Source organism: Pseudomonas sp. HMSC065H01, from assembly GCF_001815235.1.
GTDB classification, from domain to species: domain Bacteria; phylum Pseudomonadota; class Gammaproteobacteria; order Pseudomonadales; family Pseudomonadaceae; genus Pseudomonas; species Pseudomonas aeruginosa.
In genome coordinates, this window is the sequence record NZ_KV819873.1 from 287,866 (window position 1) to 314,251 (window position 26,386).

A 26,386-nucleotide genomic window follows, 5' to 3' on the forward strand; every position below is an offset into this window, starting at 1 on the left:
TGCCTCGTCCGTCAGGATGCGGCTTGCCGGCTGACCTGCGACCGATAGAGATACCTCTCCCCCAGGGCGGGAAAGCCCCGGGCATGCCTGATGGAGAAAACCATGCTTATCCATTTCTGCCCCAGGCTGCTGACGCCTGCGGGGTTCGACCTGCCGTGCGAGTTGATCGACATCCGCATCAAGGAGTTCGACCTGCACCTGCTTGGCGGGCGCGACGTGGTGGCGCGTCACCCCCTCCCCGACAAGCGCTACCACGTGGCCTGCCGCAAGTCCGGCTGCAAGGCGGTGAATGGCCTGCTGGTGGACGTGGAAAAGCACGTTCCGCTGTTCACCGTGGACACCCGCTGGAGCATCGACGCCGAAGTGGTCCTGCGCCACCGCGTCGAGTACGTGGTGCTCGACGCCGAGCACGACGCGGTGAGCGACTACATGCTGCTGTGGTGCGACGAGGTGCCCAACTACTTCCTCGGCCAGAGCACCCCGGCCATGCAGGTTCCGTTGATGGAACTGATGCGCGGCAATGCGTTGCAGACCGAGCGGCAGGATGTGTTCCGCCTGCCGACGCTGAGGTCCGAACGCCTGCGCCAGGGCAACGCCGATGCCAACCAGCATCTTCCGAGCCGTGAGCAGGCGTTCCACGTCAAGGCCGAGCAGATCAGCTATGGGCTGGCCTGAAGGACGCGCGCCAGCGGCAAGCTACGCTGGCCGCCGGTGCCGCGCATCACAGGGCAGCCGCGCCGCTCAGTGCCGCGGCTGCCATACCTCCACGGCGCGCGCATCCACCGGTTTGGGTAGCAGTCCCTGGGCGTGGAAGGCGTCGGCGATGCGCTGTTGCTCGTCGAGACCATCTGCGCTCACCGGTTGTACGTCGTAGCTGCGCCGCGCATTCGCCTGCTCGACGGTAGCGGCATCGAGATTGCCCCACAGCGGCCCCAGCACCTTGGCCGCGTCGGCCGGGTGGCTCTTGAGCCAGCGCCCGGTGCGCTGCAGTTCGGCGAAGACCTGCTGGAGCACTTCAGGATGTTTCCTGGCGTAGTCGCTGGAGGCGAGGTAGTAGCGCTGGTAGCTGGCCAGGCCCTGGCCGTCGGCCAGTACCCGCGCGCGTTGCTGGCGCTGGGCGCTTGCCACGTAGGGGTCCCAGGTCACCCAGGCGTCGACCTTGCCGTTCTCGAAGGCGGCGCGGCCGTCGGCTGGCGTCAGGTAGGCTGGCTGGATGTCGGAGAACTCAAGCCCGGCGCTGGCCAGCGCGGCGATCAGCAGGTAGTGGCTGCCGGCGGCCTTGGTCACGGCGATGCGCTTGCCCTTCAGCTCGGCCAGGGACTTCAGCGGCGAATGTTCGCCGACCAGTATCGCCTGCGCCGCGGGCGAAGGTGTTTCGCGGGCGAAGTAGGTCAGGCGAGCACCCGCCGCCTGGGCGAACACCGGCACGGTGTCGGCGACGTCGGCGGAGAGATCGACGTTGCCGACATTGAGCGATTCGAGCAACGGCAGGCCGCTGGGGAACTCATGCCAGGACACCCGGATGCCCTGCCTGGCCAACTCGCGCTCGAAGGTGCCCTGGCTGCGGATCAGGGTCAGCAGAGTCGAGGATTTCTGGAAGCCGATGCGCAGGACCTCCTCGGCCTGTGCGCCACCAATGCCCGACAGGACGACGGAAGCGGCAAACACGATGGCCAAGCGACGCAGGAACGGACGAGACATGCGATGACTCCTGGGATAGGTGCGAGCGCCCGCAGGGACGGGAGTTCCAGCTGCCGGCGACGGAACGGATAGATTATTGGAATAAAAAACAATCGATAAATAACTTATAGTTATCAATTAATGCCCGGGCAGCGCCTACCGGATATCCGCATCCGACGCCTGCCTGACCGCAAAGCCGCTGGCGAAGGTCGGCCGCACATCGAGGCGCTGCGGAATCAATCCATGGGCCTGGTAGAAATCGGCGGTCTCCTGCTGCTGGCCGAGCGTTCGCTCATCCAGCGCCTGCCAACGCAAGCGCCGGCGTTCGAACTGCAAGCGCGCGGCGTCCTCGGGGAAGCCGATGATCTGCGCCAGGCTTCGCGAATACTCGTCCAGGTGCAGGTACGCCCAGCGCTGGGCGCTGGCCAGGCGTTGCAGGTAGTCCTGCAGCACGGCGCGTTTCGCCGGGTCGGCCAGTGCGCTATCGGTAGCAGCGAGGAAGCTGTTGCCAGCCCACAGGCCGCGACCGTCGACCAGTACCCGAGCCTTGTCGGCGGTCTCCGCGAGCGCGGTGTAGGGCTCCCAGGTCGCCCAGGCATCCACGGAACCATTGGCGAGGGCCATTTTCGCGTCCACCGGGCCGAGGAAGCGGAATTCGACGTCCTTCTCGCCCAGCCCGACCGAGGCCAAGGCCTTGAGCGCGACGAAGTGGCCGATGGAACCGCGCCCGGTGGCAATGCGCTGACCTTTCAGGTCGTTGGCCGAGCGCAGCGGCGAATCCCCTCTCACCAGCACGGCGGTACCGTAGGGATCGGATTTGTCGACGGCGATGGCCTTCAGCCGGGCACCGGCGGCCAGGGCGAAGAGCAATGGCGCGTCGCCGATGATGCCGGCATCCACCGCACCGGCATTGAGTGCTTCGGCGAGGGGGGCGGCGGCGGGGAATTCGAACCAGCGGATGTCGTAGGTCAGCTCGTCCAGCGCGCCGGCAGCCTCCAACTGAGCGCGCATGTTGCCCTTCTGGTCGGCCAGGCGCAGGGTCACGCGCTCGTCGGCACAGGCCTGGCCGACGAGCAGGCAGAGAAGCAGGAACAGGCTCAGGGTCTGACGCATTCCGTAACTCCTCAACGCTGGCCGACGCGGAGGTCGGCGGGCAACTGGCGGGCCACTTCGGCGGCACCGGCGGACAGGCTGAAGTCGAACGCCGGGGCGACCTCCAGCGACTTCGGCAGCACGCCTTCGGCATGGAAGAAATCGGCGGCGGTCTGCAGGGTGGCGGCAACCTCCGGACCGAAGACCACAGGACTGATGCGCGCCTCGCCAACCCAGCGCCGAGTGACTTCGCGCGGCATGTTCAGATCCTTGGCCAGGGCCTCGGCGAACGCCTCCGGATGCCTCAGGGCCCAGGCCTGGGCACGCGCCAGGCGGGTCAGCAGGTCGCTGATCGCGGCCTTCTTGCGGGCGATCGCAGCGTCGCTGGCCAGGGCATAGGAGTAGCCGGTCATGATCCCGGCACCGTTGTCGATGACCCGCGCCTGATCGAGCAGCACGGCGCTGGAGGTATAGGGCTCCCAGGGCACCCAGGCGTCTACCGAGCCACGCACCAGGGCGGCGCGGCCGTCCACCGGACCAAGGAAGGAAAAGCTTACGTCCTGCGGTCCGAGGCCGGCGCGACGCAACGCGCCAAGGGCGAGGAAATGCCCCCAGCCGCCGCGATTGACGGCAATGCGCTTGCCCTTGAGGCCGGCCACCGAACGGATCGGCGAGTCCTTGCCGACCACCAGCGCCACGGTCGCCGGGTTGAAGTGCCAGGCGCCCACCGCCTTGAGCGGCGCGCCGGCAGCGTAGACGAAGAGGAACGGGATATCGCCGGTAAAGCCTATGTCCAGGGCCCCGGCGTTGAGCGCCTCGAGCACCGGTGCACCGGAGGGGAACGCCGACATTTCCAGCTTGTACGGCAGGTCGTCGAGCTCGCCGGACGCGCGCAGGGCGGCGTAGCGGTCGCCCTTCACATCGCCCAGGCGCAGGCTGATGAGGTCGGCGGCGCTGGCGGCTCCAGCCAGCAGGGTCGCGGCCAGCAGGCCGGCAAGCACACACAGGGGTCGTTTCATGGGCAATCTCCAGGCAGCTCCGCACGGAGCCGGGGCTATCCTGGGCTATCCGTTCCGCCGGTGCGGTCGCCGACAAGGCCAGGGTCGAGAATCGTGGGAGGTACGTTTCAAAGACTCAGCGCCGCCCTCCCCGCCGCGCTCCAGACGCTATCTTTCTGTGGCGTGTGGACACGTCCGCAAAGCACGTCGCGGTAGTGCCGCTGTAGCGGATTGTGCCGGCTGAGGCCGTGGTTGCCGCTCAGTTCCAGGGCCTTCTCGACCACCGCCAACGCGTTGTCGATGACCGCGACCTTGAGCAGCCCGGAGTCGCTGGCGGGCAACTGTCCGCAGCACGCGGCATCGAGCAGCAGGCGGTTCTGCAGGAGCAGGCCGTCGATCTCGCCGAGCGCCTCCTGCATCCTCGGCAGGCTCGCCAACGGCGCGCCGAGACTGGCCGGCACGCGCTCGCGCAGCCAGCCGACGAGCCACTCGCGGGCGCTCCCGGCGATACCGTCGTAGAGAGCGCCGAGCAACACCGCGCTAGCCTGGGCGAAGTCGCGCAGCACGGCCTGGTCCGGCGCCGGAGGCTGGTCGTGGGGATGCAGGCCGATGGCGTTTTCCAGAGGCACCGCCACCTCTTCGAAGAGCACCTCGTGGCTGCCGCTGGCGCGCATGCCCAGATGGTCCCAGCTCTCCACGATACGGATGCCTGGGCTGTCGCGGCGCACCAGCCAGGTACCCACGCGGGGGATCGGCTCGTCGCTGCGCGCCCATACCGCCAGCCAGGTCAGGCCGGGAATGCCGGTGGTGTAGAGCTTGTGCCCGGACAGCTGCCAGCCGTCGCCGACACGCCGCGCCAGCGTACCCGGCAGACCGCCGCGTGACGGCGAACCCAGCTCGGGCTCCACGCGCAGGCTATTGATCAACGCCCCCTGCTCCAGCACCTCGCGCGCCACGCGCCGCTTGAGCGCGCCGGGCCAATCGGGGTTATCGGCCAGGCGCCGCAAATGCAGGTACTGCATGCACAGCACCAGGGCCGTGGAGGGTTCGCCGCGAGCCACCGCGCCGATTACCCGGCGCAGCTCGCCGAGGCTGGCGCCGGGACCGCCGAGCGCAGGCGGCAAGGCCAGGGCGAGCAGCCCGTGGTGTCGCAGCAGGGCCAGGTTGGCATGGGGAAAATCTCCGCTGCGGTCATGGGCATCGGCGCTTTCCGCCAGTTGCCGGGTCAGTTCTGGCAGCCGTTCATCGAACGCCGCCGAGGGAGTCTGCAGGACGGCCATGGGATCAGGCCGTGGCGCGCCGGCGCTCGCGCTCGGCGACTTTGGCGCGGGTCAGCGGGATCAGCTCGCGGCCATATTCCACGGCATCGGCGAGGGGATCGAAACCGCGAATGAGGATATTGCGCACGCCCAGGTCGTAGTAGGCGAGCAGGGCGTCGGCCACCTGTTCCGCGGTACCAACCAGGGCGGTGGAGTTGTGCCCGCCACCGACCAGCCTGGCGATTCCGGTCCAAAGGCGCTCGTCGAGGCGCTCGCCCTGCTCCACCGCCTTGAGCAGACGCTGGGCGCCGACGCTCTGCGGCTTGCCCTTGGGGAAGCCGGCCTCGCCCAGGCGCGCGCCGGCGCTTGCGCGTATCGCCTCGGCCTTGGCCCAGGCCTCGTCCTCCGTGCGCCCGAGGATGGGCCGGAACGACAGGCTGAATTCCACTTCGCGACCATTCGAGCGCGCCTGTTCGCGCACAGCGGAGATGGTTTCGGCGGCCTGTGCCAGGGGTTCGCCCCAGAGCATGAACACATCGGCCTGCTTGCCGGCGACCTTCAGCGCGGCTTCCGAGGAGCCGCCGAAATACACCGGAATGTGCGGTTTCTGCTGCGGACGGATGGCCGAGAAGGCGTGCTCCACGCGGTAGTGCGCGCCGTGGAAATCGAAGGGTTCGGTGCTGGTCCAGGTGCGCTTGAGCAGTTCGATGAATTCGTCGCTGCGGGCATAGCGCTGGTCGTGGTCGAGATAATCGCCGTCCTTGCGCTGGTCGGCGTCGCTGCCGCCGCTGATGATATGCACCGCCAGGCGCCCGTCGAGGAGGTGTTCGAGGGTCGCCAGCTTGCGCGCGGCCAGGGTCGGGGCGACGAAACCGGGGCGGTGCGCCAGCAGCAGACCGATCCGGGAAGTGGCCAGGCCAGCGGCGGCGGCCACCAGGAATCCATCCGGCTGGTCCGACCAGTAGCCGACCAGGATTCGATCGAAGCCGGCCTCTTCGTGGGCGCGTGCGAAAGCGGCGATGTAAGTCTTGTCGAGGATAGGTCCGACCGGCGCGAGGGTCTCCGAGGCCAGGCGATGGCCGATCATGCCGAGAAACTGGATGCTCATGGTCCGTACTCAGTGGAAGGCTTCGTTGAAGGACGTGTCGATCACCGTGGAAGTGTCGAACGGCTTGGGCAAGGCACCGGTCTGCAGCAGGAAATCCGCGGTCTCCTGGTAGTCGGTGGCGGCCTGGGCGTCTACCGGGCCGACGCTCATGCCGGCCTGGCCGATCCAATGGCGGGAGACTGCCCGGTCGAGATTGGCCTTCTGCGCCCAGAGGTCAGCGTACTGCTCCTTGTGTGCCTCGACCCAGGCCCGTGCCTTGCGCAGGCGGCCGAGGAAGTCGGCGATCTGCGCGCGCCTGGGCTCGATGGAAGCAGCGTTGGCGGCGATGCTGGACAGCCCCGGCATCAGGTCGCGGGCGGTGAGAATCGGCCGTGCGCCGGAAACCACGATCTGCTGCGAGATATACGGCTCCCACACCGGAAAGGCATCGATGCTGCCGCGCGGCAAGGCGGCGGCGGCGTCGATCGGCATCAGCTTGACGAACTCCACGTAGTCCTTCGGCAGGCCGGCTTTCTCCAGCGCGCGCAAGGTCAGTTGCTGGCTCCAGGCACCGGGCCAGTAGGCGACTTTCCTGCCCTTGAGATCGGCAATGCTGCGCACCGGAGAATCCTTCGGCACCAGCAGGGCTATGGTATCGGGGTTCTGCCGCGAGACGCCGACCAGCTTCACCGGCGCACCCTTGGCGGCGAGGAAGATGAAGCCCGAGTCGCCGAGGAAACCCAGGTCCAGCGCTCCGGCCTGCAACCCTTCGGCCACCGGCGCGGCGGACTGGAAATGCTTCCATTCGACCTGGTAAGGCGCGCCTTCGAGAACTCCCGAGGCCTCCATGGAAGCCCGCACGTTGTAGTAGTTCTGGTCGCCCACACGCAACGTCGGCAGCTCTGCGGCCTGGGCCAGGGAGGCACCGAGCAGAAGCGTGGCGAAGCTGGTTAGCAGGTATTGCTTGAGTTTCATCGGAGTTCCTCAACCGGCGTGCCGCAACAGCGGCAGGCGGGCGATATGGTCATGTATGGCGGGAATCAGGCCCTGGCCGTAGCGCACGGCGTCGCCGAGCGGATCGAAGCCTCGAATCAGGAAGGTCGAGACGCCCAGCCGGTAGTACTCGCCAAGCGCAGCGGCAACCTGCTCGGGGGTGCCTACCAGGGCGGTGGAGTTCCAGCGCGCCCCGGTCAGCCGGGCCACGCCGGTCCACAAACGGCTGTCGAGCACCTCGCCCTGCTCGGCGGCGGCCAGCAGGCGCTGCGAACCGACGTTCTGCGGCTGGTGGTCGCGCAGCGGCAGACCGAGGCGCGCACGGTTCTCGCGGACCTGTTCGAGCACCTCGGCGGCACGCTTCCAGGCGGCCTCCTCGGTATCCGCGACGATCGGCCGGAATGACACCGAGAAGCGCGGATCGCGTCCCTGGGCCTTGGCGGCGGCGCGCACTCGGCGGATATGCCCGTCGACCGCGGCCAGCGGCTCGCCCCAGAGCATGTAGGTGTCGGCGTGCCTGGCGGCGACCTCGATGGCTGCGTCGGAGGAGCCACTGAAATAGATCGGTATGTGCGGCGACTGGCGCGGGCGCACCGCTGGCGAGGCGCCCTGGAAGCGGTAGAACTCGCCGTCGAAATCCACCGGTCCCGTGGCGGTCCAGATAGCACGCAGGGCTTGCAGGTATTCGTCGGTACGGGCGTAGCGGCGGTCATGGTCGAGGTAGTCGCCATCGCGCGCGAGGTCCTCGTCGTTACCACCACTGACTACGTTCAGGGCCAGGCGGCCCTCGCTGAACTGATCCAGGGTGGCCAGTTGGCGTGCCGCCAGCGGCGCTGCGATCACCCCCGGGCGATAGGCCAGGAGAACGCCAAGGCGCCGGGTGGCAGCGGCGACGAAGGAACTGACCACCGCGCCCTCGGCGGCATTGCTGAAATACCCCACCAGCACCCGGTCGAAGCCGGCGTCCTCATGGGCCTGGGCGAAACGCCGGACGAAACCGGCGTCCACAGCCTCCCCCAACGGCTGGTCCACCTCGGAACTCGGTGTGGCGGTGATCATGCCGAGAATTTCCACGCTCACGCTGTTGCCCTCGCCTGGGCCGCTCGACTGATAAGGTTGGCGGCTGTCGTTATAAGAAAAACATCTGCATGGGTGCTTTTCTTAGAAGCTACAGGCTGAAACTACATGATGGAAATTCATTTTTGTCATATCTTAATATGCTAAAAGCGCATATTTAGCTTTTCCGTCTTTTCGTTTCCCAAGGCGGACACTATGCGTAGCCGCCCTCGCTCCCTCTTCCCTCTGAAGCGAAAAGGGGCTCGCAGGGGAATGTTGATCCCGACTGCAGCCCCTTCTCATTCACGCTCCCGTCTCCCGGGGATCTCCCGGCGCCGCTACTCAACCGGCTTGCATATCCAACCCCTCGGCCACCGCCCTGCCGAACAGCCGTGCCGGCGTCTCCAGATTGCCCAGCAGGCGCGGACGCACCAGCCAGAGCTGGATCAGCGGCTGGAAATCCTCCAGTTGCAGCACCTGCAACTGATCGCGGTAGCGGCTACGCGCCAGGGCCGGCGCCGGCACCAGGCCGAGACCCCGGCCCGCGACGACCAGGCCCAGTTGCAGCTCGCTGCCGAAAGTCTCTAGGTTCAGTTGCAGGCCCAGGCCCTGATCGGCCAGGGCCCGTTGCAGGCCGGCACGGAAGCCGCAGCCATCGGGGTTGAGCACCCAGCCATGGTGGTAGCAATCGAGCAGGCGTCGCGCCTGGATGGCACTGTCGCGGGCGACCACCACGCAGAGTTCCATGCGCCCTAGGGGCGTGGCGCCGAGTTCTTCGGGGAACACCTTGCTTGGCGGAAACAACACCACTGCCGCGTCCAGTTCGGCATTCTCCAGGCGCGCCAGCAAATGGCTGCCCCAGCCAGTGCCGACCTGCGCGCGCAGCTCCGGGTACTCGTCGGCCAGCCGCCGAAGGGCATCCAGCAACACCACCTCGCCGATACTCTGCGGCACGCCCAGGCGCAGCACGCCACTTGGTGTGGAGTCACCGGCCACCAGTTCGCGCAGGCCATCCACCTCGCGCAGCACCCGCCGGCACTGTTCGTAGACCCGCAGTCCGCTGGCGGTGGGTTTGAGCGGCTTGGTATTGCGGTCCAGCAATGCCACTCCGAGGGACTCCTCCAGGCTCTGTACCCGCCGGGTGATCGCAGACTGGGTCAAACCCAGGCTCTCGGCGGCCTGGCTCAGGGAAGCGTTGCGGATCACCGCGACGAAGGCGTCGATGTCATCGATTTTCATGGGGCCGGCACCAATTGCATTTCTCGCATATTAGCTTAGATTCAAAATGCATTTCAGGAATAAAAAAGCGTTTGCTACCGTACCGCCAGAACTTCCCGGAGTGAATCCCCGCATGTCATCCATCCTGCGCCTCGACCGCCTGCGCCAGTTCATCGGCGAGCTGGCGACACTGCTCGACAGCCGTCCCGACGAATCCACCCTGCTCACCCAAGCCCACCCCCTGCTGGCCGAGCTGGTGCGCCAGGACGACTGGCTGCCGGAAGACTGCGCCCGCCCCGATCCACAGCGCTACCAACAGTACCTGCTGCATGTCGACTCACGGCAGCGCTTCTCGGTGGTCAGCTTCGTCTGGGGGCCAGGCCAGATCACACCGGTACACGATCATCGGGTCTGGGGCCTGATCGGCATGCTCCGCGGGGCCGAATACTCGCAGCCGTACGCCTTCGATGCGGGGGGGCGTCCGCATCCCAGCGGAGCCCGTCGACGCCTGGAGCCCGGCGAGGTCGAAGCGCTGTCGCCACGCATTGGCGACGTGCACCAGGTGAGCAACGCCTTCAGCGACCGCACATCCATCAGTATCCACGTCTACGGCGCCAATATCGGTGCGGTACGGCGTGCCGTGTTCAGCGCCGAAGGTGAGGAAAAACCCTTCATTTCCGGCTATTCCAACAGCCGCTTGCCCAATATCTGGGACCTGTCGAAAGAGAACCCCGCATGAGCCAGATCGCCGTACGCACCTTCCACGATATCCGCGCCGCTCTCCTCGCCCGCCGGGAGCTGGCGCTGCTCGACGTGCGCGAGGAGGACCCGTTCGCCCAGGCCCATCCCCTGTTCGCCGCCAACCTGCCGCTGTCCAGGCTGGAACTGGAGATCCATGCCCGGGTGCCGCGCCGCGACACGCCGATTACCGTCTACGACGACGGCGAAGGCCTGGCGCCGGTCGCCGCGCAACGCCTCCTCGACCTCGGCTACAGCGACGTGGCCTTGCTCGATGGCGGCCTGTCCGGTTGGCGCAACGCCGGCGGCGAGCTGTTCAGGGATGTGAACGTGCCAAGCAAGGCCTTCGGCGAACTGGTGGAGGCCGAGCGCCACACGCCATCGCTGGCCGCGGAGGAAGTACAGGCTTTGCTCGACGCCAGGGCCGACGCGGTGATCCTGGATGCCCGTCGTTTCGACGAATACCAGACCATGAGTATCCCCGGCGGCATCAGCGTGCCCGGCGCCGAACTGGTGCTGCGCGTCGCCGAACTGGCGCCGGACCCGCGCACCCGGGTGATAGTCAACTGTGCCGGGCGCACTCGTAGCATCATCGGTACCCAGTCGCTGCTCAACGCCGGCATCCCCAACCCGGTGGCGGCATTACGCAACGGCACCATCGGCTGGACGCTGGCCGGTCAGCAACTGGAACACGGCCAGACGCGACGCTTCGGTGCGATCTCCCAGGACACTCGCAAGGCCGCCGCCCAGCGCGCCCGTGCCGTCGCCGACCGCGCCGGCGTCGAACGCCTCGACCTGGCCGGTCTGGCCCAATGGCAGGACGAGCACGACCGCACCACCTACCTGCTCGACGTACGCACGCCCGAGGAATACGAAGCCGGTCACCTGCCTGGCTCCCGCTCCACGCCCGGAGGCCAGCTGGTTCAGGAAACCGACCATGTCGCCAGCGTGCGCGGCGCGCGCCTGGTACTGGTGGACGACGATGGCGTACGCGCCAACATGAGCGCCTCCTGGCTGGCCCAGATGGGCTGGCAGGTCGCGGTACTGGACGGACTCTCCGAGGCCGACTTCAGCGAGAGGGGCGCCTGGAGCGCGCCGCTGCCGAGGCAACCCCGGGCCGACACCATCGACCCGACCACCCTCGCCGACTGGCTGGGCGAACCGGGCACCCGGGTGCTCGACTTCACCGCCAGCGCCAACTATGCGAAACGCCACATCCCCGGCGCCGCCTGGGTATTGCGCAGCCAGTTGAAGCAGGCACTGGAACGGCTGGGCACGGCCGAGCGCTACGTACTCACCTGCGGCAGCAGCCTGCTGGCGCGCTTCGCCGTGGCGGAAGTCCAGGCACTCAGCGGCAAGCCGGTGTTCCTTCTCGACGGCGGCACCAGCGCCTGGGTCGCCGCGGGCCTGCCGACGGAAGACGGCGAAAGCCTGTTGGCGTCGCCGCGCATCGACCGCTACCGCCGCCCCTACGAAGGTACCGACAATCCGCGCGAAGCGATGCAGGGCTACCTGGACTGGGAGTTCGGCCTGGTGGAACAACTCGGTCGCGACGGAACCCACGGCTTCTTCGTGATCTGAAGCCATTACCCGACGAAATCGGAGAGTCATCGAATCGACGCCGGGCAGGCTGCGGAAACGATCCGGAAGTGCGGAAGAGCGGCGCCCCGAAAATGCAAAAGCCCCGCTCAGCGGGGCTTTTCAGTACGCGGATATGGCGGAGGCGGTGAGATTCGAACTCACGGAAGAGTCTCCCCTTCGACGGTTTTCAAGTCTATCGCTGAATTCAAGGTTTACGCGGGTTTCGGCTGGATTTCGTTTCCGCAATTTAGCCATTTCTCATTCTCTGGATGCCGCTTGCTGCCTGGGTCAATGAATAAATTGCGGAAATGATTTCAGCCCCCTCCATGGCATGCCCGAGCACCACTCTCCGCTCGTCGGCCGCTCTCGAATATCTGATCGAGCCTCAGCGCTCCGCTTCGTAGGTCGCAACGCCTGAGCCGACGGCGATCCAGCCGTCCTGACTCTGCACGGTGTCGCAGATTGACACCTCAACAGATTGGCCATCTTTAGGCTCGGACGGCAGGATTGCCGCAGTACGCCGCAGGGCGTTCGAAGACGGCGCGAAAGTGCTTTCAGAGCAGTGGAATGCCCATATCCCGTGTTTGCCGGAACTGCCTATCTGCCTGTCGAGCTTCAGCGTCCACTTCCCCGCCAATCGAATCACCAGCATCACCAAGCTCCGTAGGAAAAGGCCGTAGTCTACTCCTACTGGCATGCTCTGTTGGCAGCCAGCAGTTGGGCTTCATACCCGATCCGCTGTCGCCGCTCGGCCAGCAGCGCGCGGACCTTGGTCTGTAGGTCGTCGCTCTTCTTCAGCCCAGCCGCTGCCCAGGCCGGCACCTCGACCGCGGGCGCTCGGCACGGCACCGCCACCGGAACTTCTACGCGCACCGTGCGCGGCTCGGCTTCCTGCCGGCCGGCGCATCCCGCCAGCGCGACAATCATCAGCATCAGCACCACCCTCATAGACCCATCTCCTGATCGATGACCGCCTCGGCGGCCGCACACTGCTCACCGGCGGTTCGCTGACTCAGCAGGCGTTGGGCTCCGGCATACTGCTCCGCGGCCTGCTGCCGCCCTCGATCCACAGCTTGCGCGGCATCCCGGGCGCGCTGCTCGCCGGCCAGGCGCAGCGCGGCAACCTGCCGGACCTGCTCTGCCACTGCGGACTCCAACTCTCCCCGGGAGGCACGGCAGGCAGCCAGATCCGCGCTCGCGGCATCCAACTGCGGCCGGTAGTGTCGCGCACCGAGCCAGACACCGCCGGCGGCGCCGAGGCCGACCAGCACCAGGCAGGTCAGCGCGAACGAGATCACGCGGGCCGAGATCACGACAGCACCCTCTTCGCCCGCTCCCACAGCGCAAGACGCTCCGCATGGCCGTTGAGCCCACCGTTGATCCGGCGGGTGATGGCGGCGAACTCGCCGCGGTCGGCCAGGTCGTTCAAGCCGTGACTGGCCCACCACCAGGCCGCCGACAGCGCAGCGAACTCTGGCTGCTCAAGCAGTTCGGGTTCCTGCTCCAGCGGCTGGCCCAGCCCGGCGCCGGCGGCGCGGTAGTTCGACCGGCCGGTGATCTGCAGCAGCCCGCGCCCGCGGAAGCGCCAGCCGTCGCCGGACGCCTCGTCGCCATTGCCGTTGCGCGAGGCGTAGGCGTTGTTGGCGATGGCTCGGGGGTTGCGCGCCAGGCGCTGCGCCAGGGCGTTGGGCTGGCCGTCGGCGCCGAGGTACCGGCTCGGCCAGGTCGAAGCCAGGCCGCGGGCGCTGTAGTTGAGGTTCTCCACCAGGTGGGTCAACTGGCCGCTTTCGTGGCCAACTTGGGCGAGGAACGCCGCCGCGCGCACAGGCGACGTGATACCGAAGCGCGTCATCCCGCGGTTCAGCGCACCAACAAAAACGCCGGCTCGAGGGCCGGCGTTCGGGAGTATCTGCAGCAGTTGCTGCTCAGTGATAGGCATGTGAGCTCCAGAAACGACGAAGCCCGCGCAGGGCGGGCTTTCGTTCGTCGATAGGTTTGTCAGGTCGGCAGATCAACAGGCCCGTCGAATTCGGCGGGAACATGAACCGGTTCGGGGTACCTGGCAGCATGGGTCGCGCCCGCCGGATATCTGTAGATGATCCACACCGAAATCGTGTCGCCTCGCCGCCGAAGATGGTAGACGGGATATGGATCGGCGAAGTCCTCCATCGTGAGTTCGGCGCCGTCGGCGAGGTCGGGGAACGCATAGTCACGACCCTCGACGGTAAGCACGCCGCCGGAAACCGAGACGGTTGTGTAGTCGCCAAATTCTGCGGGACCATACTGCGGCGAAAGAACAAGCAAGAAGTTCATCAGAACCACCTCCCCATCGCGGATGCCGAGATCACTGTCGCTGTTCCAGCCGCGCGCGAAACAATGTCAAATCCGCGCAACGTAGCCGCCGTCGCGCTTGCGATACCGCCAACAGTGCCCCAGCCTGCTCCAGTCCCCCAGCGAAATAGGCCGGGGTTCACGGTTGGGCTGCCAGAGAAGGCGATAGGAAACGACCACGAACGGGTTCCGGTAAACAGACTTCCATATGGGACATCAATCGCCTGATCAGTAACGCTGGCGTTGAACCAACACATCTGTGTTCCGTCGGCATATCGCACGTAATCGCCATTTGCATTCGCGCCGCGCTCAATGATCGCACCAGACGGTATGCCGCTCGCCTGAGAGACTGCGCCGAGAATGCTGTCTCGCGAGTACAGCGCGCCCGAACCACCAAGTGCCTCCCGTACCGCCGCACTGCCGAGGCCGAGATCCCCCCGCGCTGCCGCCGCATTTGCAGAAAGCGCCCAGGGCTTGATCCCCGCCAGGGTTGCCCCCCACTGGTTGGCGATCAGGTTGAATCGATCTGACAGGTCCTTGTCGTAGCCCAGGATCGGCGCCACCGCATAGGCCTGGCCGCTGGCCGTGCTGCCCTGGTAGTTGGGTTTGATCGAGATGACCGTCGAACTGGCCACGTTTGTGACCTCATACCAGCGCCCATCCGGCCCCTTGAAGGCATCGCCGACCCGGACGTTCGCGGAGAATGTGGTCCCAGTGCCGGTGACTGTCGGCGAATTCAGCGTGACAGCGACCGTGCCGGTGGAATACCAAGCCATATAGTCCTCCAGATATATTTACGCTACTGCAATGAGCGGCCAGTTGAATTGCTGATTAGTTTCCGTCTGAACAATTGATGAAACAAATATCAAGCTCATTGAGTTCTCAAGAAACCCAATACGCGGAGCCTCGGCAGTGATAAATGCGCTTACATTGAAGTGGCTAACTTGAAAGTAAGCCTCAGTTCCGTAGGGGAACGGCAAATACCACGTCTGCAGCGCCAAACCGCCAGGCCAGTTCGGGTTATACGCATATTTATTCCAAACCTGCGCACCACCGAGATAGCGAACGATGTCCCGGTTACTGTCGAACATCACCCGCGACTGGGTGTCGAAAACCTGCATTCCCCACCCTCCGGTTTTCGGCAACATGACCGCGCCCGCCTTCCACTTTCCGCCGTAGACAGGGGGATCCACGTCTCGATAGATGCTCTGCCAGAAGGCGAATCCAGTCCAGTTCCCTGGACTGCCGATATGCCTGAACAAGTAGATCTGATGTGGACCATTGGGCCTAAAGTACACATACGGCTCGTACGGGGACTGGATCGCAGATGGATAACTTACGATAGTTTCGCTAGTTGTCTGTACGCCGTATGTTCCTGATGCCGCAATGTGAATACAAGGGTTCGAGTCATCGATAATTGTCTGCCCACTGTTTCCCCGGATTAATACCCCATAGCTCATGAGAACATCACCGCATGCAGTACATAGGTTGTTCCGGATGAACCGTTCCAGTGGAACGTCACCACGTTGCCGGAAATTGTGTATAGGGGCACTTCACCGAATGCGTTTCCGCTCGCAATGATGAACACAACACCGCGCGCAGGATCGAACCCCGGCACCGTCACCGTCATCCCGTTGGTAATGGCGCCGAGCGATTGCCGGTAAACCGTGCGCGCCGATTGGCCGGTGAGTTCCATCAAGATGGAGCCGGCCGCATTTCTCAGGCGGATGCCGTAGCTCATACGTCGAGATTCCCAATCTGGACTCGTAGAACTAAGTTTCCGTCATACACTTTGATCGCCTCTGCCGTTTGCCGCATAAAACCTCCGCTAGTGGAACTGTTCATCGTCAAGCTCCCCGCTTTATCCAGCTTCCAGAGCGGTTCGCCGTTGGCGCCGAGTGCGGTCGACTGGATCACGTTGCCGATCTTCGCGTTGTTGATCGAACCGTCCTGGATCATCGCGTTGTTGATGAACATCTGGCCGCCGACGATCGAGACCGGCGCCACGGTCTGCCCGCTGGAACTGTTGAACCAGAGGAACCGATCAGCCTGGAACGCCATGGTCGTCACGCTCGTACCGCTGTCGAAGCCCAGTTGCCAGCCAGCGGCGTACTTCTGGCCATTGGCATGCGCCTGGAGCTTCACGCTGTAGAGCGCCTTGACGTTGCCATCCAGCGAGGTAACCGCTTGAGAGGTGGTCTGGATGTTCGCCTCGTTGGTATCGGTGCGCGCACTGACGGTATCCACCCGCTGCCCCAAGGCGGTGTCCGCGTTGGCGCGGACGGTCTGTTCGGTGCTGATGGCCGAGGCGTTGCTCGCAACCTGGCCGGTGAGCTGATCCAATCGCTGGACGGTTACAGTATTGTTCGACGCAACGACCGACTCGACGGTGGCGATCCTGCCCTCCGCAGTCCCGGTACGCGCTTCAAGCAAGCTCGTCCGCTTAGCCTGCGCTTCATCCTCGTTCGCCCGCACGGTGACTTCGGTGGCGGCTCGAGCAATGGTGTCCCAGCCCTTCAGCGCATCCGCCTTCTCTCCCGTCGCCGGCTCCCGGCGGGCGGCAGCCTGCAGAACATCCAGACTCGAAGCCGCCGCTTCGACCTTACCGTCGAGCTCGGTGATATCTGCGGTGTTGGTGGCCACCTGCTGGGCCAGGCCGTTGGCCGTCTCGATCGACTGTCCGATGTCGGCCCAGTAGGTCGCGTTCGGCGGCGAGGCGTTGAGCGGCACCGCCTGCTTCGCTTGATACAGCCGGTTGCCAACCCGCACGATATCGTTCTTCGCGTAGGTCTTCGTCGGGTCGTAGGCCAGCACATCGGTCAGATTGTCGATCTGGTCCTGCAGGCCAGTGATATCGACCTGCATCTGATCGATGTCGGCGAAGAACTGCTCGCCCAGTGCGGACTCGACGTACTCCTTGGTGATCAGTTCGTTGTACTCGCTCGCATCCGTCGAGCTGATGCCGTCGACCCAGGCCGACCAGGGGCCAACGTTGCCGGTCCGGTCGATCAGGCGCCCGCGGAAGGCCAGGCGAGCGCCAGCCGCCAGCGAGGTCAGCGTGTGGGTGTCGGTCGGGTATGCGAACAAGCCCAGGGCAGTTGCGTTCTGCTCGCTGCCGCCCGGGGTGACCGACTGCTGGATCTCGGTGTAGGCGGTGTCCGCCGCGCCACTGGCCGGGAATCCCCATTCCAGACCGATCTTCCATGGTCCGCTGGTGGTACGCAGGAACGCCAGCGCCGGCGGCGCGCCGGTCTTACCGCTGAGCTGGGTCAGGATCGAACTCTTCCAGACCGACGTGATGTCGAAGGCCGAAACCGCGCGCACTCGCGCCAGATATCCACCTGCGTAGATGCCGGTCACATCGACGCTGGTGGTGCCGGCACGCGGCAGGCGGATCCAGTTTCCACTGTCCTTCTTCCACTCGACGTCGTAGGCGACAGCCCCTTCCACGGGGGGCCAGGCGATGGTCATCGTGCTGACCGCCAACCCCTGATCGAACTGGTAGTGCGAGGTCAGCGTGACGCTTGCCGGCGGAGGCACCGTGGTGATCGGGATGACGCTGATCGGGCGATCTTCAAGACGCGCGCCGGTATCGATGTGGTCGAACTTGCTTGGCTCGTACTGCAGGCCGTTGATGGTCCATTGGCCGTTGTCGTCACGCTTGGTGCTCATCACTCGATAGAGCTGGACAGCCAGGTCATCGGCGTCGAGCGCCCAGCACAGTTCCGGCTCCGGCGTCTCCGAGTAGGCAGCAGTGACGGTGACGGCCTTGCCGTTGACCGACTGCACCGTCCGGCCCTCGGCGCGCCCGCTCGGTAGGTTGATGATCAGGCGATCACCGGCCTTGGCTTGAGTGACGCGATCGAGCGTTACCACGCGGCCAGCAACACCCGAGATCCGGCCGCCAATCTCGCGACCAGCCAGCAGCGAATCGGCCACAGGGATGATGTAGCCCGGCAGGGGGATCCGGCCCTCCGTCCCAGTGGTGAAGGAGATTGTCCGATCCTGCACGCTTGTCAGCACCACCCACTTCGCGCGGCGCTGCGCCTCGCTCTCGCGAGTGCAACCAATGGCAGAAATTTCCACCGGGTTGTCGCCATAGCGGCGTAGCAACGTCGTGTCGGAATAGCCCGTCACGTCGGTGTCGTAGTTGTTCGCCGGGTTGTCGTAGCTGACCAGGGCGCGGCTGTATCTGGCGCGAGCCGAGGCGGCGCCGTAGGTCATCTTCCCGTCAATCACGTTCGCCCGGGTAAAGACGTAGTCGAAGTCAGCGCTGCGCGGCATATCAGCCTGGGACACCAATTGCCCCTGCGCCCAGTAGCTCATCCCCCGGTAGATCGCCGCAATGTCCCTCAGCAGCGTCCAGGCTTGGGCGCGAGACTGCAGGTTCAGATCGCACAGAAAGCGCGGCTCCTGGCCACCCTTCCCATCCGGCACCAACTGGTCGCAGTACTGGGCGATCTTGTACATCTCCCACTTGTCCACCATCCAGGGCTTGATCCGCTTGCCCAGGCCGAAACGCGCATTGGTACTGATGTCGTAGGTGACCCATGCCGGGTTGTTGGTCCATGCCTGTTTCATCGTGCCGTCCCAGATGCCGAGGTAGGCCCGGGTCTCCGGATCGTAATTGCTCGGCACTTGAACCTTCCGCCCGCGGCAGTCGACTGTGACGGCCGGAATGTTGCTGAACTGCTCTGCGCTGAACTCGACGTACAGCAGAGCCGTGTTCGGGTAGCGCAGCTTCGCGTCGATCACCTCGGTGTAGCCGGCGACCAGCATGGTGTCGGCGATGCGGTTGTTGTTCTGGTTCGGCGTCAGGCGGCGGACGCGCACCTGCCAGCCATTGGTGGCCGCCGGCAGGTCGATCCGGCGGGAGCGCTCGTAGCGGGTGGTGGTCTTGCCATCGACGGCCTCGCGCAGCACCTCCTGATAGGCGCCGCCGTCGGTTGCCATATCTACGGCATATTCGATCCGGTACCCGCCGATGTTGCCGTTGGTGTCCTGCTGCTGAAGCGCCGGCCAGGCGAAGCGCAGACGCACTGCGGAAAGCTGGGTATTGCTCAGCGAGCGCACCCAGGGCGTATCGCTGCGCAACTCGACGTTGACGCTGGTTTCGTTCTCAACGGCAGGGATGCCCGGGATGTAGTCCTGGTCCACCGCCCCCGCGCGCCACTCCCACTTAACGTTCGGGAAGTTCAGGTTACCGCTCGGGTCCATCAGCGGGGTGTTGTCGAGGTAGATGTCGCGCTCGCTCGGAACGCCGGCGAACTCGCCTTCGCCCACGGCGAGCAGGATCTTGGCCATCGCGACCGAGCGCAGGCTGTCGGGTGCCTCGACCGGCTGTTTCGGCTTGCTACTGCCGCCCTTGCGGCCGGCCAGGTGCTGGTGAACTGCGCCCATGCTTTCCTCCGGGCATGAAAAAGCCCGCGCGAGGCGGGCTGGAAGGTTGTACAGCGTGGATGAAATGCCAGTGGCAACCGCTCTACCGGGGTAGTAGCGTCGTGCCTTCATGCAAGGGTGTCCCGACCCTGAGCGTGCCGGCCCAGGGATCGGGAGGCGCCAATGTCGGCGCGGTTAAAGACCTAGGAGGTCGAAATGAGCGTTAATCTGGAACAACGTATAGCAGCAATTGAAGCCGTTTTTTCCACGCATGCCTCAGCCAACACTAATGCGATTATCGAACTCATCAGTGCCGTGAAGGAAATTCCAGGATTCGAGGCGGCATCATTTAAGAAGGGGCTGCTTGATGCTCGATCGGTAAGCATCGAAGGCGGAAGCCAAGAGCATTACAACCAACTAATCGACAACTTCATAGAAGCTATTGAGAGATAAGCTTAATACCGGCCATATATCTCCCTGACTTATCGAAAAGGATGCGATATTGAAGCTTCTTTTCTTTGCCATCCTTTTCGGTTTTTCCTGCTTCTCTGCTCATAATTTTCTCCCGCGGCCTCGCCGCTCATGGTTGGTTGTTACACCTTGTCCTCGGCGTAAATCGAAGCCGAGATAATCGCCCCGCCCCAGCGGCGCTTCCCATAGCAGATCGGAACCGGGTTCCCGCTGGCGGTGGTGTTTCTGGCGCTACCGAAGGCGTAGCTGGGAAGGTTCTCCGGCGCCGCACTCTGCTTCAGGCCCTGTGCTTGGGGGCTGAGCATTTGGATGACGCCGCCGAGGGCGAGCGAGGCTCCAAGAGATTGCCCCCACCCCTGCATTCCTGGAACGAAGAATGATGCGGTAAAGATCACCGCGCCAAGTATTGTCTGCAGCAGCCCAGCCCGTTTGCTTCCGGTCAGCACTGGAACAATCCGAACTTCACGCGTGCCGCCGGCGCTGAGATCGTCCTGGCCGATGTTCTTGCGGTTGCGGAAGATGGCGAAGCGCATGCCCTTGTTCTGCAGGCGTTGAATGGCTTCCTTGAAACCCGGCAGGGTATTGCGCAGGGCGCTGAATGCTTCCTGTGTGGTCCCGGTGTCGAGGAAGCGTCTGTGCTCCCTGCCAAACTCACGGATCAGCGGCCCCGACAGTTTGATGATGGTCATAGGCTGATGATCCAAAACAGTAGCCGTCATGTCTTTCCTCCAGGCGTAAAAAAGCCGCCCTGCGGCGGCTTCATTGAATTAGAAGGACGTGGGTGAAATCTGAAACCCATTCATGTCCCCAAATATCCTAAATCGTCGGTTCTGTCCTGCGCTGAGGCTGGCTGGAACTTCGCGCATAGCAATACCGCCTATGGCACAAAGTCCATTCCCGTGCGGATCGTCGCCCATGCCAACAAGATGCTCGCCAGCAGGAACCGACAGTTTCACGGTTTCGCCGCCGCCAATCCTTGCAACCAGCTTTCCATCCAAGAACACCCCGATATAGCAACCAGAACCAAGCGCGCCGCCATCACGAGTGATCTGAATACCAGAAACGCCAGTTCCACTGTAGAAAATGCGAGACACCGGCACTTGATCAGCGTTCTCGGCTGAAGTCGGATTTGTCGAGCACCCCGCCAACGCCATCAGCGCTGCCACCCCGATCAACTTCTTCATGGTTCCCTCCTTACAAATCGCTGGAGGTTAGCACAACCTACTGCCTGGCTTGGCGATGCCGAAGTACCAGGCGAGCTCGCTCGTGCCAGTTCCCGCCGTAAACGATGAGCTCACTGGGCTTGCCGTAGAGGTGATGCAGCATGAACGGGCCAAGCCCGAACACTGAGACCTCTTCCCTCGGTAGCGACGGATCGTTGCCAAGGTAGATCCCCGCATGGTTCGGGTGCGCGGTCCGTCCCACTGCCATGACGATCATGTCGCCACGCTGCGGCCGGTCCACCCGGACGAAGCCGGCCCCCTCGAACTGCTGCTCGTAAAGACTTGGACCGTCGGCCCGCTCCCACCAGCCATCGGCACGCTCGAAGTGCGGGAACTCGATGCCCCATTCCCGCTGGTACCAGTCGGCGCAGACCTGCCAGCAATCCCAGACGCCATGAACAAAGGGCCGTCCCAGCAGCGGGATGTTGCCCGCCGGCGCGATCGTCCGCAGGTCGCCTTCCGGCCAACTGAGGATGTGCCACGGCAGGCCAGACGCTTCGCACATGGCCAGGTCGTGCGGCGACGGTCGGCTGGTCGCGTCCGGATGGCTGTGCACGATGGCCACCACCTCGCCCAGGTCCTCCGCCGCAGCGTAGTCCCCCGGATGCATCCGGAACTCTTCCTGCGGCTGTCCGGCCGTGTTACGGCACCGGACGTATTGCTGCGCCTTGCCGGCACCGACGATCACTCCGCAGGCCTCGCGCGGGTACTCCTCGGCCGCGTGCGCCCGAATGGCACTCAGTATCTGCTTGCGCATGGTCAGCTCCGTGCGATCAGGGACACGGCCGGGAAGCCGCCGATGGGTAACTGGTTGCCCTGCCCCCAACGCTTGTTGCAGGACCGATAGAGGCCTGCGCACTGGTCCTTCGCGGGGTCGTCGGTCGGGTTGTCGTCAATGTCGAAATACGGGCCGGTGTATCCGCAGTCAGGACCGCGATAGCCACCGGTCATGCACCAGTGGCACAGCGTCGTCATCTGCCTGCCGACGGCCTCGTTGCCGACATCTCCCGGGCTGGCCAACTCCCAGGTAACAGCCTCGTTGTCCTCTGCGGATTTCTGGTCGATATACCAGACGCTGATGGACTCCTGGGTAGGGTCAGCTTCTGGGTTGCCGTCGGGGAAGTTCTCCGCATCCAGATATTCCGCCAGCGTCTCTCGAATGGTGAGTTGAAAGTTCGCCAGATCGTCGAACGCCAGGCAGAGAGCGGTGATGCTGCCCGTCACGTTGCCTGCTGAGAACTTCGGGCGTACTGCCGTGCCGTTGCCGTTCGCCTCGATGCCGCTGATTTGGACGGGCCAGGCGGAGTACTCCTGTCCCTGCCACCAGATCGACTTCGCAGGTAGTTGGTCTGCGTTTGCGCCAGCGGCTGCTAGCTCCTGCGGAGTGTGAGGGATGGCGTGGCCATGGAAACGCAGCACCTCGGCACCGAACTCGCTACCGTCGAGCTCGAAGAGCATGATCTCGGCGCCCGGCTCCAGTTTCTGAATCTGGGTGTTGATGCTCATGGGTGGTATGCCTGGGTAAAGGTGGCGGTCAGGGTGTAGTAGTCACCCCCTCCTCCGCTGATCGAAGGTGCGGTTCCCCGGTAGAAACCAAGTTCGCCAAGCGGAGGCGTCCAAAGGAACGATTTTGCACCAGCGTGTCGATCAAGGAAGCTCCTGATTTCCTTGATCTTGGTGCCGGTCCCGCTGATGGAAATATTCCAGGACTGCGCGACGTTGTTCAGCCCGTTCTCGGCCACCTGCTCGTAACCATCGCCGAACTTTCTGTTCAGCGTCGCATAGTCCGTTGTTCCAGAAGACTGTGAGTGAACGCACCAAGTAAAGGTCTCAACGGCCATTCTGCATTCTCCAGATGATGCCGCCGGGTTGAGATTCTTGGGCTACTACGCCACGCGCCACATCGGCGATCATCTTCGATAGCTGCATGGCGTAGCTGTCATTGGTGTCCGAAGTGACGGACTGCGAAGTCGTGCCTGCAGTCACCGTGACATTGGTGTTGATCTGGAACGTATTGCCACCAGCACTCTGCGCGCCACCACTCCCAATAGCCCTGACTCCGAGACTGCCATCTGCTGCCCTGGTGAGCGGCATAATGGCCTCCGGCCCGGCCTCGCCAAACACGCCCGCCCCTTTCGCGAAGGCGAAGAACTGCGGGCTGTTGTACACCCCGTTACTGAATGTCGAGAGGCTTGGCGAACTGTAGACACCGCCTTTGGCATTCGCGGTGAAATAACTGCCGATCGCACTGATCACACCGTTGCTGCTCCCAGACATGGACGAGATGAGCGACGTAATGAACTTGTTCTGCGCGATTCTCGCCAAGTCGCTCAGCACCGAAGTGGTGAGGCTACGGAACGAGGCCTTCCCTGTCGTAACGAAGGTATGGAGCTCATCGTTCAACCCATCCAGGCCGCGCATCATCGCCGAACGGGTTTGGCTCGCCGTGTCATCGATCTGTTCGAACCAGGTCCGAGCCCCAGAAGCTGCACCAGCCAGCCAGTCCTGCCGGGCCTTATCCATCTGCTGGTAGCCCTCTTTCTGCGCTTGAATCCGCTTGGGAAGGTATTCACGCTCCAGATCGATCTGCGCCTGAAGCTCCTGACGCTGCTTCTCGGTCGTAGCCTGGGCCAGCTCCGTCTGCAGTTGCAGGACACGGTCATTCGATTGCTGCTCAAGCTGAATGCGCTGCTGATAGCGCTCTGCTTCAAGACCGCCCATACCTACGGCGGCCGCCTGCGCAGCGTATTGCTCACGCTGGAGCAACAACTGCCGCTCAAGCTGCGCCTGGTACTGCTCGGCTGCGGTGAGGCCCTGGGCCCCCTTGATTGCCGCGGCGTAGTTCAGCGAGGCCTGAGCCAGCGCCTTGCTGTACTCCTCGCGAGTGATCTTGCCTCTGGAGAGCGCCAGTTGAAGCTGAGTTTCCTCCTTGGTCAGGGTACGCACAGCCTGGCCGGCCGGGTCGTACTGGGCCAGCAAGCGGGAGGCGGTATTGTCAGCCTCACGCACGCCGACATTCTGGCCGCGGGTCTTCGGCGCGCTCTTCTTCGCCTCACGCGCCTTGATGTCGGCGATCTGCTGCTCGATGTTCTTGCGTGCGACCGCGAACTTGGTCTCCTCCTCGGCTGTGAATCCGCCCGCCTCCATGGCAGCCTTTCGAGCCTTGTCGAGTTCCACCAGTTGCTTCTGGAGCTTCTCGGTCTGCGTCTGCGCGGCGGCGAACGTAGTGTTGATCGTATCGATGCCTTTCTTGCCGGCCGCCTGGATCGCGTTGTTCGTTGCCTGCTCCAGGTTCTTCGCGCCATCGGCGGCGATCTTCGCCTGAAGGTCAGCGGCGCGCTTATACAGCGCATCGAGGCTGGGCTGGCTGATACCCAGGCCAAACGCGGCCCGGCCACCTCGCCCAATGCCCTTCTGGGCATTCTCAATCTGCTTGTAGACCTTCTGAAGTTGCTGTTCCGGCGACTCGGTGCGGCCAACATCGAGCATGGCATCCCATGCTGACTTCGCGGCACTCTTCAGTCCGTTCCAAGCCTGCTCTACCACCCCCAGGTTCTGCTCCATCTCCGTGGAGCGGCTCGCCAGCGCGTTGGCGTATGCCTCGGTCGCAATGCGGGCAGCATCCATTGTGCGCCCCTGCTCCTGCAGCGACTGGATGTTCGCGTACTGGCTTGCGGTCAGGAAGTTGAGCTGGTCGTCGAGCTTCTTCACCGCATCGACTGGGTTTTTGGCCAGGTCATTGAAGCTGTCGACCACCTCCTCGACAGACTGGTCGGTGACCTTCGACCAACTGATCGCCGCGGCGGCGATCTTCGGGTAGAGGATGGTCAGCTGGTTGCCGGCGCCAGCCAGTTGCGTCAACGCACTGGCTGCTTGGGCTACCGTTGCGTTCCCTGCTCCGACCTGCTGCGCGAAGACCGAGAGTTGGCCGGCAGTGGTTCCGGCGGCGTTGCCGTTCTTGACCAGGGCGTTGGTCAAGCGCGACGACTCCACCGAACCCTGGTAGAAAGCCAACGCCAGCACACCAGCGGCGGCGGCGGCGATGGTGTAGGGGTTTACCAGTCCAGCGATGTAGCCCCCGACGGCGCGCGCAGCCGGCCCGATTCCGCCGAACATGTCCTTGAGTTGGCCGCCCTGCTGGAGCAGCACGGTCAGGGGGGCCTGGCCAGAGGACAGGCCGACAACGATGTCCGTGATCTGAGCCGGCAGCATCCGCATGTTCGCCGACAGCGCTTTGGCCGACATCCCGGCGCGGTTCATGCCGCCCTCGGCGTCGCCAAGGGCATTGCGCATTGCCTTCAGCCGCTCGGTGTACTCCGCCACCGTCTCAGCATCGACCAGGCGCAAGTTCTTGTAGCGAGTGAGCCGTTGCTGCATGTCGTCGAGGCGGTCGAGCGCCGCGACAGTGGGATTGATCTGCCCCAGCAGGCGCGCCAGGCCGGCGCGTTCTGCGTCGAGGTCACTCGCGGCTTCGCGCGCGCCGCGGCCCGCACGGCTGGTGGACTGGTCCAGGTTCTGGGTCTCGTCCGCTGCCCGCGACATGTTCGCCGCGATGCGCGATAACTGCGCGTTGATCGCGCTCTGCCCCTGGGAAAACGTGCTGAACGTCGACACCAGATGCGACATCTGGGTGTTCAACTGTCCAAGTTGCGCGTTCGACTGGGTGATGCCGGTGTCGAGCCGACCGATACCCTGGCCCACCGACGACATCGCGTTTTCCAGGGCGACAGCGCGGGAGACAAGCGCCGTCATCTGCGAACTGGTCGACTCCGTCGCGCGCTCGATACGCGACAGCGACGCAACGGTAGCGGCCGCAGCCTTGCTCATGTTCGAGCCCAGGCGGACAGTCACCTCACTGAGGCGAGAGGTGCTGCCGGCGGCTTCGTCCCCGCTGCGCTCAACTCGGTCCAGTGCGTCGCTAAGACTAGTCGCGTTCTTCTCAGCGCCCCGGGAGTCGATGATTATTGAGAGGCGACTTTCTTCCGCCATGGCGGTCTCCGGGTTCTTGTTCAGCAGGTTCTGATTGCGCCGCGGCCCACTGGACGCGGTACTCGTCGTCGATCGCGAGGACCGCCGCCTCGAACTCGGCGATGGGGATGGCGGTGGGGTAACGCAGGAGGTAGGCGTCAATATCGCGGTGAGAAAGCGGGGCCGGCGCGCCGATCATGCCGATGAACTGCCGGCCCCTGCTGATCCGGTGGTAGGCCTCGAACACCTCGGCGCAGACGGCGTCTATGGTGGGCTCCGCGGGGACCGGGAGCCCGAACCGTTCATGCTTCC

General features: G+C 64.4%; 28 protein-coding genes. 4 read left to right on the plus strand and 24 right to left on the minus strand.

Translation table 11 applies throughout. The features are described 5' to 3' along the window. The first annotated feature begins 102 nt into the window (after window positions 1-102). A complete protein-coding gene (gene qteE, locus HMPREF3014_RS13995; RefSeq protein WP_003090369.1) occupies window positions 103-675 on the plus strand; it encodes a quorum threshold expression protein QteE in 573 nt (190 codons plus the stop codon). A 66-nt stretch (window positions 676-741) separates the two neighbouring features. On the opposite strand, the gene HMPREF3014_RS14000 is transcribed toward qteE, so the two are convergent. From HMPREF3014_RS14000 to HMPREF3014_RS14035, 8 genes are all read right to left on the minus strand, one after another. Continuing rightward, on the minus strand, window positions 742-1,701 hold the full coding sequence (locus HMPREF3014_RS14000) for an aliphatic sulfonate ABC transporter substrate-binding protein (protein ID WP_003097598.1): 960 nt from the start codon (window positions 1,699-1,701) through the stop codon (window positions 742-744). Window positions 1,702-1,836: 135 nt separating this feature from the next. Next, on the minus strand, window positions 1,837-2,793 hold the full coding sequence (locus HMPREF3014_RS14005) for an ABC transporter substrate-binding protein (RefSeq protein ID WP_019726381.1): 957 nt from the start codon (window positions 2,791-2,793) through the stop codon (window positions 1,837-1,839). A gap of 11 nt (window positions 2,794-2,804) precedes the next feature. Next, on the minus strand, window positions 2,805-3,791 hold the full coding sequence (locus tag HMPREF3014_RS14010; protein WP_003113358.1) for an aliphatic sulfonate ABC transporter substrate-binding protein: 987 nt from the start codon (window positions 3,789-3,791) through the stop codon (window positions 2,805-2,807). 107 nt (window positions 3,792-3,898) lie between these two features. After that, complete coding sequence (locus HMPREF3014_RS14015) at window positions 3,899-5,050, minus strand: acyl-CoA dehydrogenase family protein (protein ID WP_003143826.1); 1,152 nt, start codon at window positions 5,048-5,050, stop codon at window positions 3,899-3,901. A 4-nt stretch (window positions 5,051-5,054) separates the two neighbouring features. After that, window positions 5,055-6,137 carry an LLM class flavin-dependent oxidoreductase gene (locus HMPREF3014_RS14020; RefSeq protein ID WP_023087247.1) on the minus strand — a complete coding sequence of 361 codons (1,083 nt, stop codon included), beginning with the start codon at window positions 6,135-6,137 and terminating at the stop codon, window positions 5,055-5,057. A gap of 9 nt (window positions 6,138-6,146) precedes the next feature. Next, window positions 6,147-7,091, minus strand: coding sequence for an ABC transporter substrate-binding protein (locus HMPREF3014_RS14025; RefSeq protein WP_003097609.1), 945 nt, complete (start codon window positions 7,089-7,091; stop codon window positions 6,147-6,149). Window positions 7,092-7,100: 9 nt separating this feature from the next. Then, entirely contained in the window at window positions 7,101-8,168 is a 1,068-nt protein-coding gene (locus HMPREF3014_RS14030; protein WP_003130938.1) for an LLM class flavin-dependent oxidoreductase, read from the minus strand. A gap of 339 nt (window positions 8,169-8,507) precedes the next feature. After that, window positions 8,508-9,404, minus strand: a complete 897-nt coding sequence (locus tag HMPREF3014_RS14035; protein ID WP_019726383.1) for a LysR family transcriptional regulator — start codon at window positions 9,402-9,404, stop codon at window positions 8,508-8,510. Between the two features lie 112 nt (window positions 9,405-9,516). Between HMPREF3014_RS14035 and HMPREF3014_RS14040 the strand changes: the two genes are divergently transcribed. Next, complete coding sequence (locus HMPREF3014_RS14040) at window positions 9,517-10,122, plus strand: 3-mercaptopropionate dioxygenase (RefSeq protein ID WP_017149109.1); 606 nt, start codon at window positions 9,517-9,519, stop codon at window positions 10,120-10,122. Next, window positions 10,119-11,702 carry a rhodanese-related sulfurtransferase gene (locus HMPREF3014_RS14045; RefSeq protein WP_017001968.1) on the plus strand — a complete coding sequence of 528 codons (1,584 nt, stop codon included), beginning with the start codon at window positions 10,119-10,121 and terminating at the stop codon, window positions 11,700-11,702. The genes HMPREF3014_RS14040 and HMPREF3014_RS14045 overlap by 4 nt, the downstream gene beginning before the upstream one ends. A gap of 385 nt (window positions 11,703-12,087) precedes the next feature. Here HMPREF3014_RS14045 and HMPREF3014_RS14050 read toward each other — a convergent pair whose 3' ends face one another. The 9 genes from HMPREF3014_RS14050 to HMPREF3014_RS14090 all read right to left on the minus strand — a co-directional run bounded on the left by HMPREF3014_RS14050 (window position 12,088) and on the right by HMPREF3014_RS14090 (window position 19,433). Continuing rightward, window positions 12,088-12,354, minus strand: coding sequence for a hypothetical protein (locus HMPREF3014_RS14050; RefSeq protein ID WP_023109510.1), 267 nt, complete (start codon window positions 12,352-12,354; stop codon window positions 12,088-12,090). A gap of 35 nt (window positions 12,355-12,389) precedes the next feature. Then, window positions 12,390-12,650, minus strand: coding sequence for a hypothetical protein (locus tag HMPREF3014_RS14055; RefSeq protein ID WP_023109509.1), 261 nt, complete (start codon window positions 12,648-12,650; stop codon window positions 12,390-12,392). Next, the gene (locus tag HMPREF3014_RS14060) at window positions 12,647-13,015 is read right to left on the minus strand and encodes a hypothetical protein (protein ID WP_023109508.1); all 369 of its coding nucleotides are present in this window, start codon (window positions 13,013-13,015) and stop codon (window positions 12,647-12,649) included. Before HMPREF3014_RS14060 ends, HMPREF3014_RS14055 begins: the two co-directional genes overlap by 4 nt. Further along, entirely contained in the window at window positions 13,012-13,641 is a 630-nt protein-coding gene (locus tag HMPREF3014_RS14065) for a glycoside hydrolase family 19 protein (RefSeq protein WP_023109507.1), read from the minus strand. The genes HMPREF3014_RS14060 and HMPREF3014_RS14065 overlap by 4 nt, the downstream gene beginning before the upstream one ends. Before the next feature lie 59 nt (window positions 13,642-13,700). Further along, the gene (locus tag HMPREF3014_RS14070; RefSeq protein WP_023109506.1) at window positions 13,701-14,015 is read right to left on the minus strand and encodes a hypothetical protein; all 315 of its coding nucleotides are present in this window, start codon (window positions 14,013-14,015) and stop codon (window positions 13,701-13,703) included. Beyond that, a complete protein-coding gene (locus tag HMPREF3014_RS14075; RefSeq protein ID WP_023109505.1) occupies window positions 14,015-14,809 on the minus strand; it encodes a hypothetical protein in 795 nt (264 codons plus the stop codon). The genes HMPREF3014_RS14070 and HMPREF3014_RS14075 overlap by 1 nt, the downstream gene beginning before the upstream one ends. Window positions 14,810-14,827: 18 nt before the next feature. Continuing rightward, the gene (locus HMPREF3014_RS35115) at window positions 14,828-15,154 is read right to left on the minus strand and encodes a hypothetical protein (protein ID WP_227343481.1); all 327 of its coding nucleotides are present in this window, start codon (window positions 15,152-15,154) and stop codon (window positions 14,828-14,830) included. Window positions 15,155-15,489: 335 nt separating this feature from the next. Beyond that, window positions 15,490-15,774, minus strand: coding sequence for a hypothetical protein (locus tag HMPREF3014_RS14085; protein WP_004349473.1), 285 nt, complete (start codon window positions 15,772-15,774; stop codon window positions 15,490-15,492). Then, window positions 15,771-19,433, minus strand: a complete 3,663-nt coding sequence (locus HMPREF3014_RS14090; protein ID WP_034017085.1) for a TipJ family phage tail tip protein — start codon at window positions 19,431-19,433, stop codon at window positions 15,771-15,773. The genes HMPREF3014_RS14085 and HMPREF3014_RS14090 overlap by 4 nt, the downstream gene beginning before the upstream one ends. A 195-nt stretch (window positions 19,434-19,628) precedes the next feature. On the opposite strand from HMPREF3014_RS14090, the gene HMPREF3014_RS14095 reads away from it, so the two are divergent. After that, window positions 19,629-19,865, plus strand: coding sequence for a hypothetical protein (locus tag HMPREF3014_RS14095; protein ID WP_023109503.1), 237 nt, complete (start codon window positions 19,629-19,631; stop codon window positions 19,863-19,865). A gap of 140 nt (window positions 19,866-20,005) precedes the next feature. On the opposite strand, the gene HMPREF3014_RS14100 is transcribed toward HMPREF3014_RS14095, so the two are convergent. From HMPREF3014_RS14100 to HMPREF3014_RS33525, 7 genes are read right to left on the minus strand one after another with little or no spacing between them, the layout of a single operon-like run. Further along, the gene (locus tag HMPREF3014_RS14100; protein ID WP_023109502.1) at window positions 20,006-20,602 is read right to left on the minus strand and encodes a tail assembly protein; all 597 of its coding nucleotides are present in this window, start codon (window positions 20,600-20,602) and stop codon (window positions 20,006-20,008) included. A gap of 48 nt (window positions 20,603-20,650) precedes the next feature. Continuing rightward, entirely contained in the window at window positions 20,651-21,067 is a 417-nt protein-coding gene (locus HMPREF3014_RS34370; protein WP_042930035.1) for a putative periplasmic lipoprotein, read from the minus strand. A gap of 37 nt (window positions 21,068-21,104) precedes the next feature. Then, entirely contained in the window at window positions 21,105-21,863 is a 759-nt protein-coding gene (locus tag HMPREF3014_RS14105; RefSeq protein ID WP_023109501.1) for a C40 family peptidase, read from the minus strand. Between the two features lie 2 nt (window positions 21,864-21,865). Continuing rightward, window positions 21,866-22,612 (minus strand): phage minor tail protein L, encoded by a 747-nt coding sequence (locus HMPREF3014_RS14110; RefSeq protein ID WP_023109500.1) that lies wholly within the window; start codon window positions 22,610-22,612, stop codon window positions 21,866-21,868. Continuing rightward, a complete protein-coding gene (locus HMPREF3014_RS14115; RefSeq protein ID WP_004349465.1) occupies window positions 22,609-22,947 on the minus strand; it encodes a phage tail protein in 339 nt (112 codons plus the stop codon). Before HMPREF3014_RS14115 ends, HMPREF3014_RS14110 begins: the two co-directional genes overlap by 4 nt. After that, on the minus strand, window positions 22,937-26,095 hold the full coding sequence (locus HMPREF3014_RS14120; protein WP_034017086.1) for a phage tail tape measure protein: 3,159 nt from the start codon (window positions 26,093-26,095) through the stop codon (window positions 22,937-22,939). The genes HMPREF3014_RS14115 and HMPREF3014_RS14120 overlap by 11 nt, the downstream gene beginning before the upstream one ends. Further along, entirely contained in the window at window positions 26,046-26,321 is a 276-nt protein-coding gene (locus tag HMPREF3014_RS33525) for a hypothetical protein (RefSeq protein ID WP_004349462.1), read from the minus strand. The genes HMPREF3014_RS14120 and HMPREF3014_RS33525 overlap by 50 nt, the downstream gene beginning before the upstream one ends. Window positions 26,322-26,386: the final 65 nt, after the last annotated feature.